A 15,259-nucleotide genomic window follows, 5' to 3' on the forward strand; every position below is an offset into this window, starting at 1 on the left:
GCAGAATCAGAACAAAAGGTGATCGATTCGCGCTACGGCCGGCGAAACCCGGTCGGTCCGCCATAGAGATAGCCGATACGGGCGACCGCCTCCCTCAGTCCTTCACGCGACACCAGCATGGTGTGGCCGTTGGCGTGGATCATGGTCTCCGGATCTGTCATGATCGCGACGTGGCCTTTCCAGAAGACCAGGTCGCCGCGCCGCAACCCGGCAAAATCCGGCCCGGGTTCGAGCGGCTCGCCGACGGTCGCCGCCTGCATGTCGGTGTCGCGCAGCACTTGCCTGCCAGCCATGTGCATTGCAAGTTGCACGAGACCGGAACAATCGATGCCGAAGCCGGAGACGCCGCCCCACAGATAGGGCGTGCCGAGAAACGCCTCGGCGACCGCGACGTAGTCGGGATGAACCTCGGCGACCGGCCTGAGATGACCCGAGATGACCGCCTGGCCGGACGGCAGCAGAGCATAATGCGTGCCGCGCGTTTCCGCTGAGCCCGTCACCGCCACCAATGACCCCATCGAGAGCTCCCCGCTCACCGGGAACCGCAAATCCGGTCCCGGATAGAGGAAAGTGCGCGGCACCGAGACAACATGGGTGGGCGCATGCTCCCGACCGCCCAGCACGGTGTCGGCGACATAGCCGACATAGCCGTCGCGCTCGGCCTGTATCCAGGCCCAGCCCTCAACGTCCTCGAAGACGAGGACGTCTTCGCCGAACAGAAGCTGGGTATCGACGCCGGCGTCCGGGCGCGGCGCCTTGCGGATGTCGGCGACGCAGGCTGATATGCGAGCCGGCCGGCCGGCGACGAAACGGTCGGCGGCGACCTCGCCTCGCAGCCTGGCGTCGGCGAGATCGGAGCGGAAGGCATGGAGGCGGGCATCCCTGGCGGTCAAATCGGCAACTCGTTCAAATGGGCAACTCTTGGGCTCTGGCAATGATAACATCGCCAAAGCGCTCGACAAAGAGCGCGCCTTCGACTGTGCGCCTGACCAGCACGTTGCGCTTGTCGAGCTCGTCGCGGTGGCGCGACACCAGTTTCAGCGCCCCCATCGTATCGAGCGCACGGGTGATCACCGGCTTGGTGACGTTGAGGCGGGCGGCTAACCCCCGTACCGTGTGGGGCGGCGGATCGAGATAGATGGTGAACAGGATCGCCGTCTGGCGCATGGTGAGATCGGGCGCGTCGTCGCGCACCTCCGACAGCACCACCTGTTGCCATAGTCGCAACGCTTGGCTTGGACGCATGATAATCGACATCCGTCCAGCATGACGGAAAATTGTTTCGGTTCCGTTTCAGTCAATAACCTTCGTCGGCTATGCCCGAGAATCAGCCGTAGCGGTTCGAAATGACCTGCTCCAGCGCCCGGATGCCTTGCGCTTCGCCACCGGCAAGGCCGTGCGGGCGGTCGAACGGGTTCCAGGCGAAGATGTCGACATGCGCCCAGCCGGCGGTCTTTTCCACGAAGCGCTTCAGGAAAAGCGCCGCGGTGATCGAGCCGGCGAAACCGTCCGGCGTGACGTTGTTGACGTCGGCCACCTTCGACGCCAGCTTGGCGTCATAGGGCTTCCACAACGGCATCCGCCATAGCGGATCCTCGACCGCAACGGAGGCGTCCGCCAGCTCGGATGCAAGCGTCTCGTCACCGGTATAGAACGGCGGCAAGTCGGGACCGAGCGCAACACGGGCAGCGCCTGTCAGCGTTGCCATATCGACCAGCATCTGCGGCTCTTCGTCATCGGCCAAGGCCAGGGCATCGGCGAGCACCAGCCGTCCTTCGGCGTCGGTGTTGCCGATTTCGACGGTAATGCCCTTGCGGCTCACCAGCACGTCGCCTGGCCGGAAGGCGTTGCCGGCTATCGAATTCTCGACAGCCGGGATGAGCACGCGCAGCCGAACCTTCAACCCGGTGGCCATGATCATGGAAGCGAGACCCAGCACGTTGGCAGCGCCACCCATGTCCTTCTTCATCAAAAGCATGCCCGAGGACGGCTTGATGTCGAGACCGCCTGTATCGAAGCAGACGCCCTTGCCGACCAGCGTTATCTTGGGGGCATTGTTCGGCCCCCAAATCATGTCGATCAGGCGTGGCGCGTCGGCAGAAGCCCGACCGACGGCGTGGATCATCGGAAAGTTGGCGGTAAGAAGATCGTCGCCTTTGGTCACCGATATTTCGGCCTTGTGCGTCGCGGCCAAGGTCCGGGCGGCCTTTTCCAACTGCCCGGGGCCCATATCGCTGGTCGGCGTGTTAACCAGATCGCGCGCCAGGAAAATGCCATCGGCGAGGCGGCGGATGCGGGCGGCGTCGGTGCCTGCCGGCAGCGCGAGGCGAAGCGTCTTGCCTGGCTTCTTGCCGTAGCGGGTGAAGACATAGCCGCCGAGCGCCACGGCGAGTGCCGTAAGCTCCGGCTTGGCCGGTGCGGACGCAAAATGCCACTCGCCTGCGGGCAAGGCTCTCGCTAGTGCGCCGATGGCCAGTGCGCCCTCGCCATCACCGGTGCCGAACAGGGCTCCGGCAATCGCGCCGTTGTCGCCAGGCATGATCAGCGTCCTGCCGGCCTCGCCGGAAAAGCCGTTGGCCTTGGCCCAGGCGACCAAGGATGGCGCAAGGCCCGCCGCCGCCAGAGCATCCTTCGCCACCAGATGGACCGGCAGCGCATTGCTCAATTCTTTCTCGACGAGTTCGACAGGCATTCGCTGGCCTCCGGCTTCCGAGTCGGCGTTTCTTAACTCTCCGTTAGGGTTAACAGAATATTTCTGCGGGAGGAAAGATGACCTCGCAAATGGTCACGCGCATGAACGGAGCCCTGGTGCCGATGCCGACCAACCGCAGGATGAACGCCAGCGCAAATAGGCTGATCACCACGGCGTTGATGATGGTGCTTGCTGCAGGCGTCGCCGGCTGCGGAACCAGCAAATTGACGACTGGCTCGATTTCTCGTCCAAGCGGCAAGCCGCTGGAAACAATGTCGGCGGGCGAACTGCACAACGCTACGATGGCGCTCGGCCAGTCCTATTCGAAAAACCCCAGCGACAAGCGGATCGCGACAAATTATGCCGCGGCGCTGCAGATGGACGGCGACGCAGACCAATCGCTTGCGGTGATGCGCAAGCTGGCGATCGCCTTGCCGAAGGATCGCGACGTGCTCGCCGCCTATGGCAAGGCGCTTGCCGCCAACGGACAGTTCGAGCCGGCACTCGATGCCGTGCGCCGCGCCCAGACGCCCGAATATCCTGACTGGAAACTGGTATCGGCGGAAGCTGCTATTCTCGACCAGCTCGGCCAGAAGGACGAGGCTCGCCAAGGCTATCGCAAGGCGCTTGACCTCAGGCCGAACGAACCGTCGATCCTTTCCAATCTCGGCATGTCGTACGTGCTGGAAGGTGATTTGCGCACAGCCGAAACCTATATGCGCTCAGCCGCCCAGCAGCCGAATGCAGACAGCCGCGTCCGCCAGAACCTTGCGCTGGTCGTCGGTCTGCAAGGCCGTTTCGACGAGGCAGAGAAGATCGCCTCGCAAGAGCTGTCGCCGGATCAGGCGCAGGCTAACGTCGCTTACCTTCGCCAGATGCTGGCGCAGCAGAATGCCTGGAGCCAGCTCAAGGACCAGGACAAGGCAAAGCCCGCCACCAACTGACCGCTTCGAGCGCCGAACCGGCGCGCGAATTCCGCAACATATCTAACGCAAAGAGCCGCGCTGCACCGGCAGCGTGGCTCTGGATCGTATCAGCGTTTCTGGCAACGCCGCTGGCGCTACTCGCTGCTTGATTTCGGCTGGTCGCCAAAGATGCCGCGCTGGCTCACCTGGATGCCGGCGGGACCCAAAATGATGGCGAACAGCACCGGCAGGAAGAACAGGATCATCGGCACGGTGAGCTTCGGCGGCAGCGCGGCCGCCTTCTTCTCGGCGGCATTCATGCGCATGTCGCGGCTCTCACTGGCAAGCACCCGCAATGCATGCGCCACGGGCGTGCCGTAGCGCTCGGCCTGAACCAACGCCTGGGACACCGACCTGACGGATTCCAGGCCAGTTCGGCTTGCAAGGTTCTCGTAGGCCTGCTTGCGCTCCTGCAGATAGGAAAGCTCGGCGTTTGTCAGGATGAATTCTTCCGCCAATGCCACCGATTGCGCGCCGATCTCATCGGCGACCTTGCGAAGCGCCGCTTCCACCGACATGCCGGACTCGACGCATATCAGCAACAGGTCGAGCGCGTCCGGCCACGCCATCTGAATCGATTGCTTGCGCTTGGTAGCGCGGTTGTTGACGTAGAGCACCGGCGCGTAGAATCCCGCATAGGCTACCACGATGCACACGAACAGCTTCACGAAAAGCGGCTGCTCGGGCAATCCGCCGAGCACGAACAGATACATTGCCGCCAATGCAAAGCCGATGAAGGGCAGGACGAGACGGAAGAAAAGGAAGCGCGTCAGCGGATTTTGCCCGCGAAAACCCGCCACTTTCAATTTCTGCAAGGTACCTTCATCCGCCAGCGCACGCCTGAGATCCAGGCGATCGACAATATTGCGCATGCCGACCGACTGTTCTTCGCGCAGGCCCTTGCGGCGGCGGTCGGCTTCGACTGCCAGCCGCGCGCGCTGCTTGGCGCGCAGCTCATCGCGCTCCAGCGCTACGGATTTCATGCGCGCCTTGAGCTGGTTCCCGCCAAAAGCGGGCAGCAGCGTGAAGACGGTCGCAAACACCGCGATGCCGACCAGCAGTGCGATCAGCAGGGACGGGTCGGTGAGAGTTCTGATGACGTGATCGGTCATACGCGAGTCCTAGACTTCGAAATTCATCATCTTGCGCATTACCAGGACGCCCATCGACATCCAGATGCCGGAACAACCGAGGATCAGATGGCCGGTGCTGGTGATGAAGAGGGGCATGATGTAGTTCGGGCTCGTCAAATAGACGAGAAAGGCGACGACGAAAGGCAACGCGCCGATGATCACCGCGGATGCCTTGGCTTCCATGGACAATGCCTGGACCTTGGCTTTCATTTTCTTGCGGTCGCGAAGCACGCGCGAAAGATTGCCCAGCGCTTCGGAAAGATTGCCGCCGGCCTGAGACTGAATCTGGATGACGATGCCGAAGAAGCTCGCCTCGGTGCACGGCATCGTTTCTGGCATGCGCATGGCCGCGTCAGGGATCGACAAACCCATTTGCTGCGAATCGACTATGCGGCGGAACTCGGTCTTGACCGGCTCGGGGGATTCGTTGGCGATCAGACGCACGGCGTCGTTCAGCGGCAGGCCGGATTTTACCGCACGCACGATGATGTCGAGCGCGTTCGGAAATTCGTTGAGGAACGCCTTGACGCGGTGCGCGCGGCGAAACGAGACGAACCAGCGGGGCAGACCCAAGACGCCGACCAGCAGCGCAGCCGGCAAGACCAGCAACGGTGCGCCGATGAAATAGACAAGAGCCGTCAAGACGACGCCGCAGACCGCCGAGTAGACATAGAAGCGCTCAAGCGAGATCTTCATGCCGGCCTGGCGGATTTGGATCTTCAGCGGTGGTTTCTTGACCAGGCTCTGATTGGACTTTTGCTTTTGATCGAGATCCTTCAGCGAATCCTGGACGGACTTGCGACGCTTGGCCGCTTCCGCCACGCGATCGCGCGACGCCTTGACGACGGAACGATCCGTCTCGGCGGTCTTGATCGATTCAAGCCGCTTGCCAACCTGCTTCTCGGTGCTGATCCGGTTGAACAGGAAAGCATAGGCCACAGCGCCGGCGCTGAAGCCGGCGAGCACGACGAATGCCAATACGGTGCCGTCAATTCCGAACATCGACCCTGGCCCCCACGCTTCCAGACGGATCAATCAGCGCGTTTCTCCATCGCCTCGAGCGCGACCGCGAGGCGCTGCTCCTCACCGTAGTAGCGGGCGCGCTCCCAGAAATGCGGACGGCCGATGCCAGTCGACACGTGCTCGCCCAGCAGCCTGCCGCTCGCGTCCTCGCCCTTGATGTTATAGAGAACGATGTCCTGGGTGATGATGACGTCGCCTTCCATGCCGATTACCTCGGTGATGTGGGTGATACGCCGCGATCCGTCGCGCAGGCGTGCAGCCTGTATGATCACGTCGACGGAGCCGACGACGATCTCGCGCACGGTTTTTTGCGGCAGCGTGTAGCCGCCCATGGCGATCATCGACTCTATGCGGTTGAGGCATTCGCGCGGGCTGTTCGAGTGGATCGTTCCCATCGAGCCGTCATGGCCGGTGTTCATCGCCTGCAGCAGATCGAACACTTCGGGTCCGCGCACTTCGCCGACGATAATACGTTCGGGGCGCATGCGCAGACAGTTCTTGACCAGATCGCGCATGGTCACTTCGCCCTCGCCTTCGAGGTTGGGCGGACGGGTTTCGAGACGCACCACATGCGGCTGCTGCAATTGCAACTCAGCTGAGTCCTCGCAGGTGATGACGCGTTCTTCGCGGTCGATATAGTTGGTCAGGCAATTGAGCAGCGTCGTCTTGCCTGAGCCGGTACCGCCCGAGATGACAATGTTGCAGCGGACACGCCCGATGATCTTGAGAATCTCGGCCCCTTGCGGAGAAATCGAGCCGAACTTGACCAGCTGGTCGAGCGTCAGCTTGTCCTTCTTGAACTTGCGGATGGTAAGTGCGGTGCCGTCGATAGCCAGGGGCGGTGCGATGACGTTGACACGGGAGCCATCAGGAAGACGCGCATCGCAGATCGGGCTTGATTCATCGACGCGGCGGCCAACCTGGCTGACGATACGCTGGCAGATGTTGAGGAGCTGCTGGTTGTCGCGGAAACGGATGCCGGTCTGCTCGACCTTGCCGTTGACTTCGATGTAGACGTTCTTGGAGCCATTAACCATGATGTCGGCAATATCGTCGCGGGCAAGCAGTGGCTCCAGCGGCCCGTAGCCCAAAACGTCGTTGCAGATATCCTCGAGAAGCTCTTCCTGCTCGGCGATGGACATCGCGAAATTCTTGATCGCGATGATGTCGTTGACAATGTCGCGGATTTCCTCGCGCGCGCTTTCGGGATCGAGTTTGGCGAGCTGCGACAGATCTATCGTATCGATGAGTGCGGCGAAGACCTGGCTTTTGGTGTCGTAGTAGGTTTCGCTCTTTTGGCGCTGGATACTTTTCGGCTCCGGCGCCAATGGCGGCGGCTCGACCGCACGGCGAACCGCCGGCGCGGCAGGCGCGCCGGATGGCGGCAGCGCCGCCGGCCTGGCAGCTACAGCCACTTCCACAGGGTTCGCGGCCGCCGGCGCGGCAGGCGCGGGTGCTGGCTGACGGAATTCCGGAATGGTCCGGTTGCCGTCGTCGCTGCCTCTTTTACCAAACATGATCGCTTACCAATTCCACCGCTGAGGCATCACTTCTTGTTGCGCGAAAGCTTGCCGATCAGACTGCCGAGGCCAGCCTTCTTCTTCACCTTGATTTCGCTGCGCCCTGTCAGCACATGGGCGATCTCGTTGATCGTGGCGACAACCGGACTCTTGGCATCCATCTCACCGAGCATACGTCCGTTGTTGGCAGCATTTCCGAACAAAAGCGGCTCGAACGGGATGACCGACATCGGCGAAAGGCCGAGCGATTCGGAGAAGTCGGACGGCGTAATCTCAGGACGTTTCGGCACACCGGCCTGGTTGATCACAAGCTTTGGCGCTGGGTCGTTCGGACGAAGCCGCTTCAGCATGTCGACCAGGTTCTTCGTGTTGCGCAGATTGGCAAGTTCGGGCGTCGCCGTGATGACGATCTCGTCGGCCTTGACCAGCGTGTTCTTGGTCCAGCCGGCCCACACGTGGGGAACATCGAGCACGAGGAGCGGCGCGCTACGCTGGGCTATGTCGATAAGCTGGGTGAAGGCGTCGGGATCGAAATCGTAGACCCGCTCCAGGGTCGAAGGGGCCGCAAGCAGCGACAGGTGCTCGGCGCATTGGGCGAGCAGCCGGTCGAGATAGACCTCATCGACGCGTTCCGGCGAGAAGACTGCCTCGGCAATGCCTTGCGCCGGATCCTGGTCGAAATTGATATTGGCCGTTCCGAAGGCGAGGTCGAGATCGGCGACAACCACTTCGGATTTGAAAAGGGACGACATGGCCCAGGCCACATTATGGGCTATGGTCGAGGAGCCGACGCCGCCTTTGGCGCCGATGAAGGCAATCGAGCGGCCGATCGGCTCAGCTTCCGGATCAACGAAGATCGAAGACACCACGCTGACGATGTCGGCCATCGATACGGGCGCGATGACATACTCGGAAATGCCCGAACGGATGAGTTCGCGGTACAGACCGACATCGTTGTAGTGGCCGACAACCACCACCTTGGAGGTCGGGTCGCAATGCTCGGAGAGCTGGGCGAGTTGTTCCAGCAACAGCTTCGGCTCGCTGCGCGATTCAAGCAGGATCAGGTTCGGCGTCGGCGCCGACTGATAGAATTCGATAGCGGTGGGGATGCCCCCCATATGCACCTTCAAATGGGCCTTGGCCATGCGGCGATCCTCGCCGGCGCGCTCGACCGGATTGGCTACGCCTTCGGTCTCGCAAAATGCCTGGATTGAAATGCGCGGGATCGGCCGCAACGCCTGCATCGCGGCAATATCCTGCTCCGAGGTTTCGCCGCCCGGTACCTCTGTGTCATAGGCAAGATTGCTCATTGTCATCACTTTCCGTGACTTGCGCGGCTTAGAGTTTGTTGAGCCTCAACACTCGTTAATATTCGACTTCCGAATTGCCGAGGAATTCGTCCGAAATACCTCTGTCACGATAGACGTCGATCACCGCGCCGCGATTTTCCGCGTCGATCGGCGTCGGCTTGCGTGGCCCGATCAGATCGGACGGATTGGCCATCTGGGCAGCCAGGTTGTTCTGATACGAACAGCCGAAATCGGCATAGTGCTTGTTTTCCGAAGTCTGCAGCAGGTCTTCGGGCCAGCGCCCGCATTTATCCGTCTGAGCCTTCACCGAGACGTAGGCAACACGAACCGGTGCGGACGCTTCGGCCGAAACAGACTGATAGGACCGCATGTCGATCCGCTTCCGGCTGATGCCGCTGGCTATGGCCAGCCTGGCGAAATCGCGGCCGGCCGCGGCCGCTGCGATTTCGTTGGCTGAGCCGCTCGGAATCTCGATCGTCAGCACCGGAGCCGCGCTCCTGTCGTATCCGTCCAGGAAGCCCAGGAGCGTGTCACGCTGGGATCTGGTCATGCCACGGTCGCCGGCGCCGACCGGAAGGTCGATCTTCTGTATCTTCTCAGCTATGACGATCGGATGGGTGGTGCGATAATCGTCCGGTATGGCACCCACCGTGACGCTGTCGCGATTGGCGCAGCCGGCCAGCAATGCCGCCACCGCGATCGCCATAATGGGAACGGCCGGCCGCCAGATTCGCGAATGGACTGACCGCGTCGCGGTGATCGCCCGTGCCTTCGATGTTGCCTTAGACATGACCGCTTCCCCGCTTACTTGTAGATAAAGCCGACAACGCCGTGGTAACGGCCGTTGGGCTTGTTGGTCTGCATGGTGCCGTAGACACGGTTGACGCGGCCAAGGAAAATGCCGGCGCCATCGCTGGCGGCGTTGAAATTGTCATCCGGCTTGGCAAGATCGTTGCGCGCCACCGGCTTCACCAGATAGGGCGTAATGATGATGACGAGCTCGGTCTCGTTGCGAACGAAATCCCTGCTGCGGAACAGCGCGCCAAGCACTGGAATCTTTGTCAGACCGGGCAAGCCGTTGACAGCTTGCCTGAGATCATCGCGGACAAGGCCGGCAATCATCATCGAGCCGCCCGAAGGCAGTTCCACTGTTGTGTCGGCCAAGCGCTTGCGGAGCGACAGGGCATTCATGCCCGGGCTCGTTACGCCTTCGGACAAAGACACAGATCCCTCCGTTGTCGGCTCGGAAACCGAGGTTCTGACTTTCAGGCTGATACGGCCGGGAGACAGCACCACCGGCTGGAATTCCAGGCCAATGCCGTATTCGATCTTCTCGACCGAATACGTCTTCAGACCGGTCTGGTTATCGTTTGATACGGCTTGGGAAACGCTGGTCACCATGTTGTATTCGCCGCCAACCTTGAAGGTCGCCTTCTCGCCGGATACGGCCGTCAATGTTGGTTCGGCGAGGGTTTTCATGACACCGGACTGTTCCATGGCATTGATGTAGGCCTGCAGCGTCGAGCTCCCGATAGAGAGGCCCGAGTTCGACAGCGACTTGCCCAAACCAGTGAAATTGTCGCTTACCGCGCCCCAGCTGATGCCGTTGCTGCTGCCGTTGCCCACCATGTTGACGCCGAGCTGCTTCATCACCGAGCGGCTGACTTCCGCGACCGTCACCTTCAGCGTCACCTGGTCGTCGCCGATGATCTGCAGCAGGTTGACGATCTTGCTGACGCGGCGCTCGGCATCCGGGTTATCGATCGCGACGCCGGCTTCAGCCGAACCGCCGGCAGCGGTCTGCGAGTATTGACCCGTGGTTGCCTCGCCGCCGGACACGAAAATAGTTGCCAGATCGGCCGCGCGCTTGGCGTCCAGAGGAGTGTCCACGGTTCCGGTCAGAACGACGTTGTCGTTCAGCAACTCGACCTTGACCTCCGATGACGGGATGAAGCGCTTGATATAATCCTCCAGCCCGGCGACGTCACGTTCGACCGCTAGGTCAAGGCTGACGATCTGCTCGCCATTCGAGCCAAAGACGAAGATATTTGTCTCGCCGACCGCCTTTCCAAACAGATAGATGCGCCTGGCGGTGCGGGTCACCGCGTCGGCTACAGCGGGGTTGGCGACGAGAATGTCGTAGGCATCGCTCGGGAGGTCGATGACCACCGACTTGTTCAGTCCGAGCTTAACCCGCTGGGTGGCGGTCGAAGCCGTCACCCTGGCATTGCCCGCCGCACTGGCATCGACAATGCCATATGCATTCGTTCCAAGGAGAAACAGGCCGATCGCCGCAGCCAGGATGAGCGGCAGTTTGGTTTTTAGCCTCATTTCCTTGCCCCCACTTCGGAAACTTCGCCCGACTTGATCAACCGCACTGTTCCGCGCCGGCCATTGCCGGAAACCAGGTAATCGGCTTCGCCCACATTCTTGTCCTGGCTGTCCTTGATCGAGCGCAGCGCCAATGTCAGGCGATCCGCCATCTGCTGTGCGACGGTGATGATCTCGGACTGCTGCGGCGTCAGTTCCAGGGTGGCGGTCTGGCCAACCCTGGTCTTCTTACCTTCCTCGTCCTCCTGAATGGTCTGGTCGATCGCCAGGACGCGAATGTTCTTCAGGATAGTTTCGGTCGTGAAGCCCGGACCACCGCCATTGGCGGGATCGGCTCGGCGGGTCATGATGACGTCGACGAAATCGTTGGGAAGAATAAAGCCACCGGCCGAGGTGTCGGCCGAGATGCTTGTGGCAACGGCCCGCATGCCGGAGGGCAGGATCGACGACATGAAGCTTTGCCCTTCACCGATCAGCTTCGAGCGCCGCAGCGGCTCGCCGGCGTAGAGCGCCACGCGAGCGACGGCGCCCTTCAGCTTGTCCAGCGCTTCAGGCTCGGCGGCGCGGGTGATGAAATTTGCGTTGATGCCTGCGGACGGCCATGACTCCCAGGAAATGTTGTTTTCAAGCGGACTGCCCATCGGAACGTCGCCGGAAAGAACAAGCACATCCTGCAGCGCGATCGCCGGCGCCTGAGGACCGGAATCGACAACCGGAGGCGGCGGAGCCACGACCATGTTCTTCGCGACATAGCCTGCACCACCGGCCGCGGCTATCGCCACGCTCAGAATAATCAATCGGGATGCTGGCATCTGTCCGAACCTCGCCTTGGCAAACCACGTAGCCAAGCGGGACTTTGCAGCGGCAATCGTCAAAACAAGGTTAATGTTATACTTACGATCGTGATTAATTTAACGTTTATATAAATTGGACCGACAAGCCCGGCCCGAAGGAAAACGTGGCCAACTCGCCTGCTCGGCGCCAACCGCGTAAAGTGAAATTCAGCCCGCCAGCCTGGTAAGTGCCCAGGCCATCAATGGCGAGTCGGAATAGGTGAGCAGACCGCCAATGCCAAGCGCGATGCCGTACGGAACGCCGGTCGCCTCATCGGCGAAATGGCGCAGGAACGGATTATGGCTTGTGACGGCGGCAAGCGGCGATTTTCGATAGGCGAGGATGGCTAGCGTCAGCAGGCCGCCGATGAATGTCGAGGCGACGAGGTATTCGATGAGATGGATGTTCAGTCCCATCCACATGCCAGTGGCAGCCAGAAGCTTGGCGTCGCCGCCGCCCATGCCGCCCAGCGCGAACAGGCCGAACGTCACCGCGAGAACCAGGCCGGCGGCGGCGAAATGCCAGCCATAGGTGGCCCAATCCATACCGGTCAAAGGCGCAACCAAGGCGAAGACGACCACAAGCAACACCGGCACGCGATTGGCGATCGTCATCGAAAGCATGTCGGAGATCGCGGCAAAAAGCATGCAGAACGGAAATACGACGAAGATCACGGCTTCAAGCATCGGCGCGCCTATGACCCAATTGCATCTGGCCCCCAACCCAATCCCATTCGACTAACGACTGATGAGGCGCAAATTTCAATTCATACCAGGACTAAATAAGGGCCGCCAGTGCGGCGGCCCTTATTTCAGAACAAGCGAACCCGTTACGGTCAGCTACCGTTCACCTTAGTGGAGATGGCGGTGAACTTGGCGTTCAGCGAGTTGCCGAGCTGGCCGGCGCCGACCATGATGGCGAGTGCGATAAGAGCGGCGATCAGACCGTATTCGATAGCGGTCGCGCCGGATTCGTCCTTCACAAAACGTGCGATGAGGTTAGACATTCGAGCTCCTACTCCAATTGTTACAGCACTTCCGTCAACTTCTCTTGGTGGCTGATCGGATACTGCGAATCTAAGGAGAAGCTGTTTCAATCGGCTTAATAAACAGGCTTACCGATTCCTTTCCCGCTTCGACGACATTGCGTGGTTAACCCAGAACTAAAATACCCGCCGCCAGGGCCCCGGCCGACAAAAGGCGCAACAGGCGCAATTCGGCAAAGACGTTTCAGCCGTGCCGGCTAGACCCAATGCCGGTTCCGGCTTGATTCTGAATTCCAGCCGCTTAACGGTTGGTTCACCAATCTCGTTCATGTTCCGTTGAACAGTTTGCCAGGGGGCGCCTCAATGGCCGGGCCGAGATCATCATTTCCAGTTGCCGTGCTTTTTGCCGCAGCGGCTTTCGCCTTTCCAGCCAAGGCCGGCGCCGGCATCGAGGTGACGATGAACCAGGCAAAGATCATCAAATTGTCGCGCGCCGCCGATACGATTGTCGTCGGCAATCCGGCGATCGCCGACGCCTCCGTGCAGGACGCATCGACGATCGTACTGACCGGCAAGGGATTTGGCGTCACCAATCTCGTCGTCCTCGACCAGCAGGGCAATCCGATCGTCGATGAGCAAATAACCGTCGTGCGCCAGGCAGCGTCGTCGGTGCGCATCTATCGGCGTTCCGAAGTACAGACCATGTCCTGTGCGCCATATTGCGAAAGCTCGTATAAGAGCGATGCCGAGAAGGCCTCTGAAGTCGAAATGAGCGCCGTGCATTAGCTAGCCGACGTCTCCGTCTTTGGCGGGAACGTGCTTCGGTTATCGCCGGGTTAAGGCCTTCCCGTTGAATTTAACGGTCATTCCAACCGGACTTCAATCGGTTCCGACTAAGGGTGGACCGATACAGAAGCGGCATCGGCGGGCAGCGGACATGAGCAAGGCAGGACGAGCAGGTTCTCCAAGACGGTTTTTGGGCGACCGCCGCGGAAGCACGGCGATCGAATTCGCCATGCTTGCAATTCCTTTCGCGCTTCTTGTCTTCGCCATCCTGGAGAGCTGCATTTCTTTTGCCGCACAGGAAGTGATGGCAAACGCAACCGACGACATCGCGCGCCAGCTGCGTACCGGCCAATTAAGACCGACCGATGTGTCCGGCACCAAGCTGCGGGATATGATCTGCACCAAATTGGAGATCATGGTCGCCAAGACCTGTCCCGGATTGCTGGTGGACTTGCGCGAATATCCGACCTTCGCCGATGCGGCGCTGGCCGGTTTCAAGGTCCAGGATGGCGACGTCGTGCTGACCAAAGGCACGAGCACACAGACCTTCACCGTCGCACCTGGCCTGGCGGAGTCGAGAAACATGCTGCGTGTTTTTTACAAATGGCCGGTGATGACCGACTTCATGGCCAAATCGATGGCCAACCTGAAGGACGGCAAAACGCTGCATTTTGCTTCGATCACTTGGCAGAACGAGCCGTTCGACAACTGAACCACGTAGTCGCTTGAAAAGGGCAAAGCCATGATTCGTGCGGGGGCACAGCTGGGCATCGCAGGGATTTGTACAAGAGCAGTCCGACTTTGCTCGGACCGCCGCGGTATTGCGGCTGTCGAGTTTGCCCTCATCGTGCCTATCCTGTTGATCATGTACTTTATGACAATGGAGGCCTCGCAAGCCATCGAGACCAGCAAGAAGGTCAGCCGCATCGGCAGCATGGTAGCGGACCTCGTCACGCAGCAGCAGACCGTCAAGGCGGCCGATGTCGATGCCATCATGGCGATCGGCAGTTCCACGCTCCAGCCCTACAACCGCTCGAAACCGAAGATCATTATCACGGCGATACAGGTGACGAACGAGACGACGCCGAAAGTCCTGGTCGTGTGGTCGCGCAAACTGGTCGATGGCGTCTCTAGCGTCGACGCGGTCAAGGATTCCACCACAACGGTCCCTAGCGCGCTCAAGATCAAAGGCACGTTCCTCATCCGGGTCGAAAGCGATCTCGCCTACAAGCCAATCATTACCTGGTCGGCGGACGGCCAAAGCCGGTTCGGGTTGAGCTCGGTCTTCAATTCGATATCGATGGCGGAAACTTATTATCTGCGGCCGCGCAGGAGCCCGACCATTCCGTGCAGCGATTGCTGACGCCTGAAGCCCGCTAACCGGTCTGTTGCTATTGCTTGCGACCGCGGGCCGAGACTAGACGCACGATGGCTGCAGCCAGCACATAGTCCCTCGACCGGCAACGGTTCGGCGACGATACCGATACGGAACGTTCCGATAACATCGCGCCAATCGGCTCGCGCCAGGTTTGTGCAAGACGCATCCAGCAGCAAAGCCAGTACGGTGGCGAATGCTGTCAGGGCAAGCCTCATGCGAGCTCCGCGCCGCGCATTTCCATCCGCAGATCGACCATGCCGCGATTCGTCTCTCCGGGACCAGCACGCCAAGCCGTGCTGTTT

Annotated in this window: 16 protein-coding genes and 1 pseudogene; 4 read left to right on the forward strand and 13 right to left on the reverse strand. The window is 60.8% G+C overall.

What is annotated here, in order from left to right; genetic code table 11:
- Nucleotides 1–32: 32 nt before the first annotated feature.
- The 3 genes from NKI08_RS02520 to NKI08_RS02530 all read right to left on the reverse strand — a co-directional run bounded on the left by NKI08_RS02520 (nucleotide 33) and on the right by NKI08_RS02530 (nucleotide 2,692).
- On the reverse strand, nucleotides 33–944 hold the full coding sequence (locus tag NKI08_RS02520) for a C40 family peptidase (protein WP_502899550.1): 912 nt from the start codon (nucleotides 942–944) through the stop codon (nucleotides 33–35).
- The gene (locus NKI08_RS02525) at nucleotides 907–1,257 is read right to left on the reverse strand and encodes a MarR family winged helix-turn-helix transcriptional regulator (protein WP_023676939.1); all 351 of its coding nucleotides are present in this window, start codon (nucleotides 1,255–1,257) and stop codon (nucleotides 907–909) included. The genes NKI08_RS02520 and NKI08_RS02525 overlap by 38 nt, the downstream gene beginning before the upstream one ends.
- A 70-nt stretch (nucleotides 1,258–1,327) precedes the next feature.
- Nucleotides 1,328–2,692, reverse strand: a complete 1,365-nt coding sequence (locus tag NKI08_RS02530) for a leucyl aminopeptidase family protein (protein ID WP_352767021.1) — start codon at nucleotides 2,690–2,692, stop codon at nucleotides 1,328–1,330.
- A gap of 122 nt (nucleotides 2,693–2,814) precedes the next feature.
- On the opposite strand from NKI08_RS02530, the gene NKI08_RS02535 reads away from it, so the two are divergent.
- Nucleotides 2,815–3,636, forward strand: coding sequence for a tetratricopeptide repeat protein (locus NKI08_RS02535; protein ID WP_352470190.1), 822 nt, complete (start codon nucleotides 2,815–2,817; stop codon nucleotides 3,634–3,636).
- 116 nt (nucleotides 3,637–3,752) lie between these two features.
- Here the strand turns inward: NKI08_RS02535 and NKI08_RS02540 are convergent, their stop codons facing one another.
- From NKI08_RS02540 to NKI08_RS02580, 9 genes are all read right to left on the reverse strand, one after another.
- Entirely contained in the window at nucleotides 3,753–4,769 is a 1,017-nt protein-coding gene (locus NKI08_RS02540; protein WP_023676936.1) for a type II secretion system F family protein, read from the reverse strand.
- A gap of 9 nt (nucleotides 4,770–4,778) precedes the next feature.
- Complete coding sequence (locus NKI08_RS02545; protein WP_023676935.1) at nucleotides 4,779–5,792, reverse strand: type II secretion system F family protein; 1,014 nt, start codon at nucleotides 5,790–5,792, stop codon at nucleotides 4,779–4,781.
- A gap of 29 nt (nucleotides 5,793–5,821) precedes the next feature.
- The gene (locus NKI08_RS02550; RefSeq protein ID WP_352541281.1) at nucleotides 5,822–7,330 is read right to left on the reverse strand and encodes a TadA family conjugal transfer-associated ATPase; all 1,509 of its coding nucleotides are present in this window, start codon (nucleotides 7,328–7,330) and stop codon (nucleotides 5,822–5,824) included.
- A 29-nt stretch (nucleotides 7,331–7,359) separates the two neighbouring features.
- Complete coding sequence (locus NKI08_RS02555) at nucleotides 7,360–8,643, reverse strand: CpaE/TadZ family protein (RefSeq protein ID WP_352541280.1); 1,284 nt, start codon at nucleotides 8,641–8,643, stop codon at nucleotides 7,360–7,362.
- 55 nt (nucleotides 8,644–8,698) lie between these two features.
- Complete coding sequence (locus NKI08_RS02560) at nucleotides 8,699–9,433, reverse strand: CpaD family pilus assembly protein (RefSeq protein WP_352448620.1); 735 nt, start codon at nucleotides 9,431–9,433, stop codon at nucleotides 8,699–8,701.
- A 14-nt stretch (nucleotides 9,434–9,447) separates the two neighbouring features.
- On the reverse strand, nucleotides 9,448–10,974 hold the full coding sequence (locus NKI08_RS02565) for a type II and III secretion system protein family protein (RefSeq protein ID WP_352613899.1): 1,527 nt from the start codon (nucleotides 10,972–10,974) through the stop codon (nucleotides 9,448–9,450).
- A complete protein-coding gene (cpaB, locus tag NKI08_RS02570) occupies nucleotides 10,971–11,786 on the reverse strand; it encodes a Flp pilus assembly protein CpaB (RefSeq protein ID WP_023676931.1) in 816 nt (271 codons plus the stop codon). Before cpaB ends, NKI08_RS02565 begins: the two co-directional genes overlap by 4 nt.
- A gap of 189 nt (nucleotides 11,787–11,975) precedes the next feature.
- Complete coding sequence (locus tag NKI08_RS02575; RefSeq protein ID WP_352613898.1) at nucleotides 11,976–12,494, reverse strand: A24 family peptidase; 519 nt, start codon at nucleotides 12,492–12,494, stop codon at nucleotides 11,976–11,978.
- 149 nt (nucleotides 12,495–12,643) lie between these two features.
- Nucleotides 12,644–12,814 carry a Flp family type IVb pilin gene (locus NKI08_RS02580; protein WP_023676929.1) on the reverse strand — a complete coding sequence of 57 codons (171 nt, stop codon included), beginning with the start codon at nucleotides 12,812–12,814 and terminating at the stop codon, nucleotides 12,644–12,646.
- 342 nt (nucleotides 12,815–13,156) lie between these two features.
- Between NKI08_RS02580 and NKI08_RS02585 the strand changes: the two genes are divergently transcribed.
- The 3 genes from NKI08_RS02585 (at nucleotide 13,157) to NKI08_RS02595 (ending at nucleotide 14,942) form a co-directional block, all read left to right on the forward strand.
- Complete coding sequence (locus NKI08_RS02585) at nucleotides 13,157–13,579, forward strand: pilus assembly protein N-terminal domain-containing protein (protein WP_352767024.1); 423 nt, start codon at nucleotides 13,157–13,159, stop codon at nucleotides 13,577–13,579.
- Nucleotides 13,580–13,730: 151 nt separating this feature from the next.
- Entirely contained in the window at nucleotides 13,731–14,291 is a 561-nt protein-coding gene (locus NKI08_RS02590; protein ID WP_352613896.1) for a TadE/TadG family type IV pilus assembly protein, read from the forward strand.
- A gap of 30 nt (nucleotides 14,292–14,321) precedes the next feature.
- Entirely contained in the window at nucleotides 14,322–14,942 is a 621-nt protein-coding gene (locus NKI08_RS02595) for a TadE/TadG family type IV pilus assembly protein (protein ID WP_352470083.1), read from the forward strand.
- A gap of 101 nt (nucleotides 14,943–15,043) precedes the next feature.
- On the opposite strand, the pseudogene NKI08_RS34665 reads toward NKI08_RS02595, so the two are convergent.
- Nucleotides 15,044–15,172 (reverse strand): annotated as a pseudogene (locus NKI08_RS34665) (phosphate/phosphite/phosphonate ABC transporter substrate-binding protein); the annotation flags it as partial.
- Between the last annotated feature and the right edge of the window lie 87 nt (nucleotides 15,173–15,259).

This window comes from Mesorhizobium sp. M0768 (assembly GCF_040320195.1).
GTDB lineage: Bacteria > Pseudomonadota > Alphaproteobacteria > Rhizobiales > Rhizobiaceae > Mesorhizobium.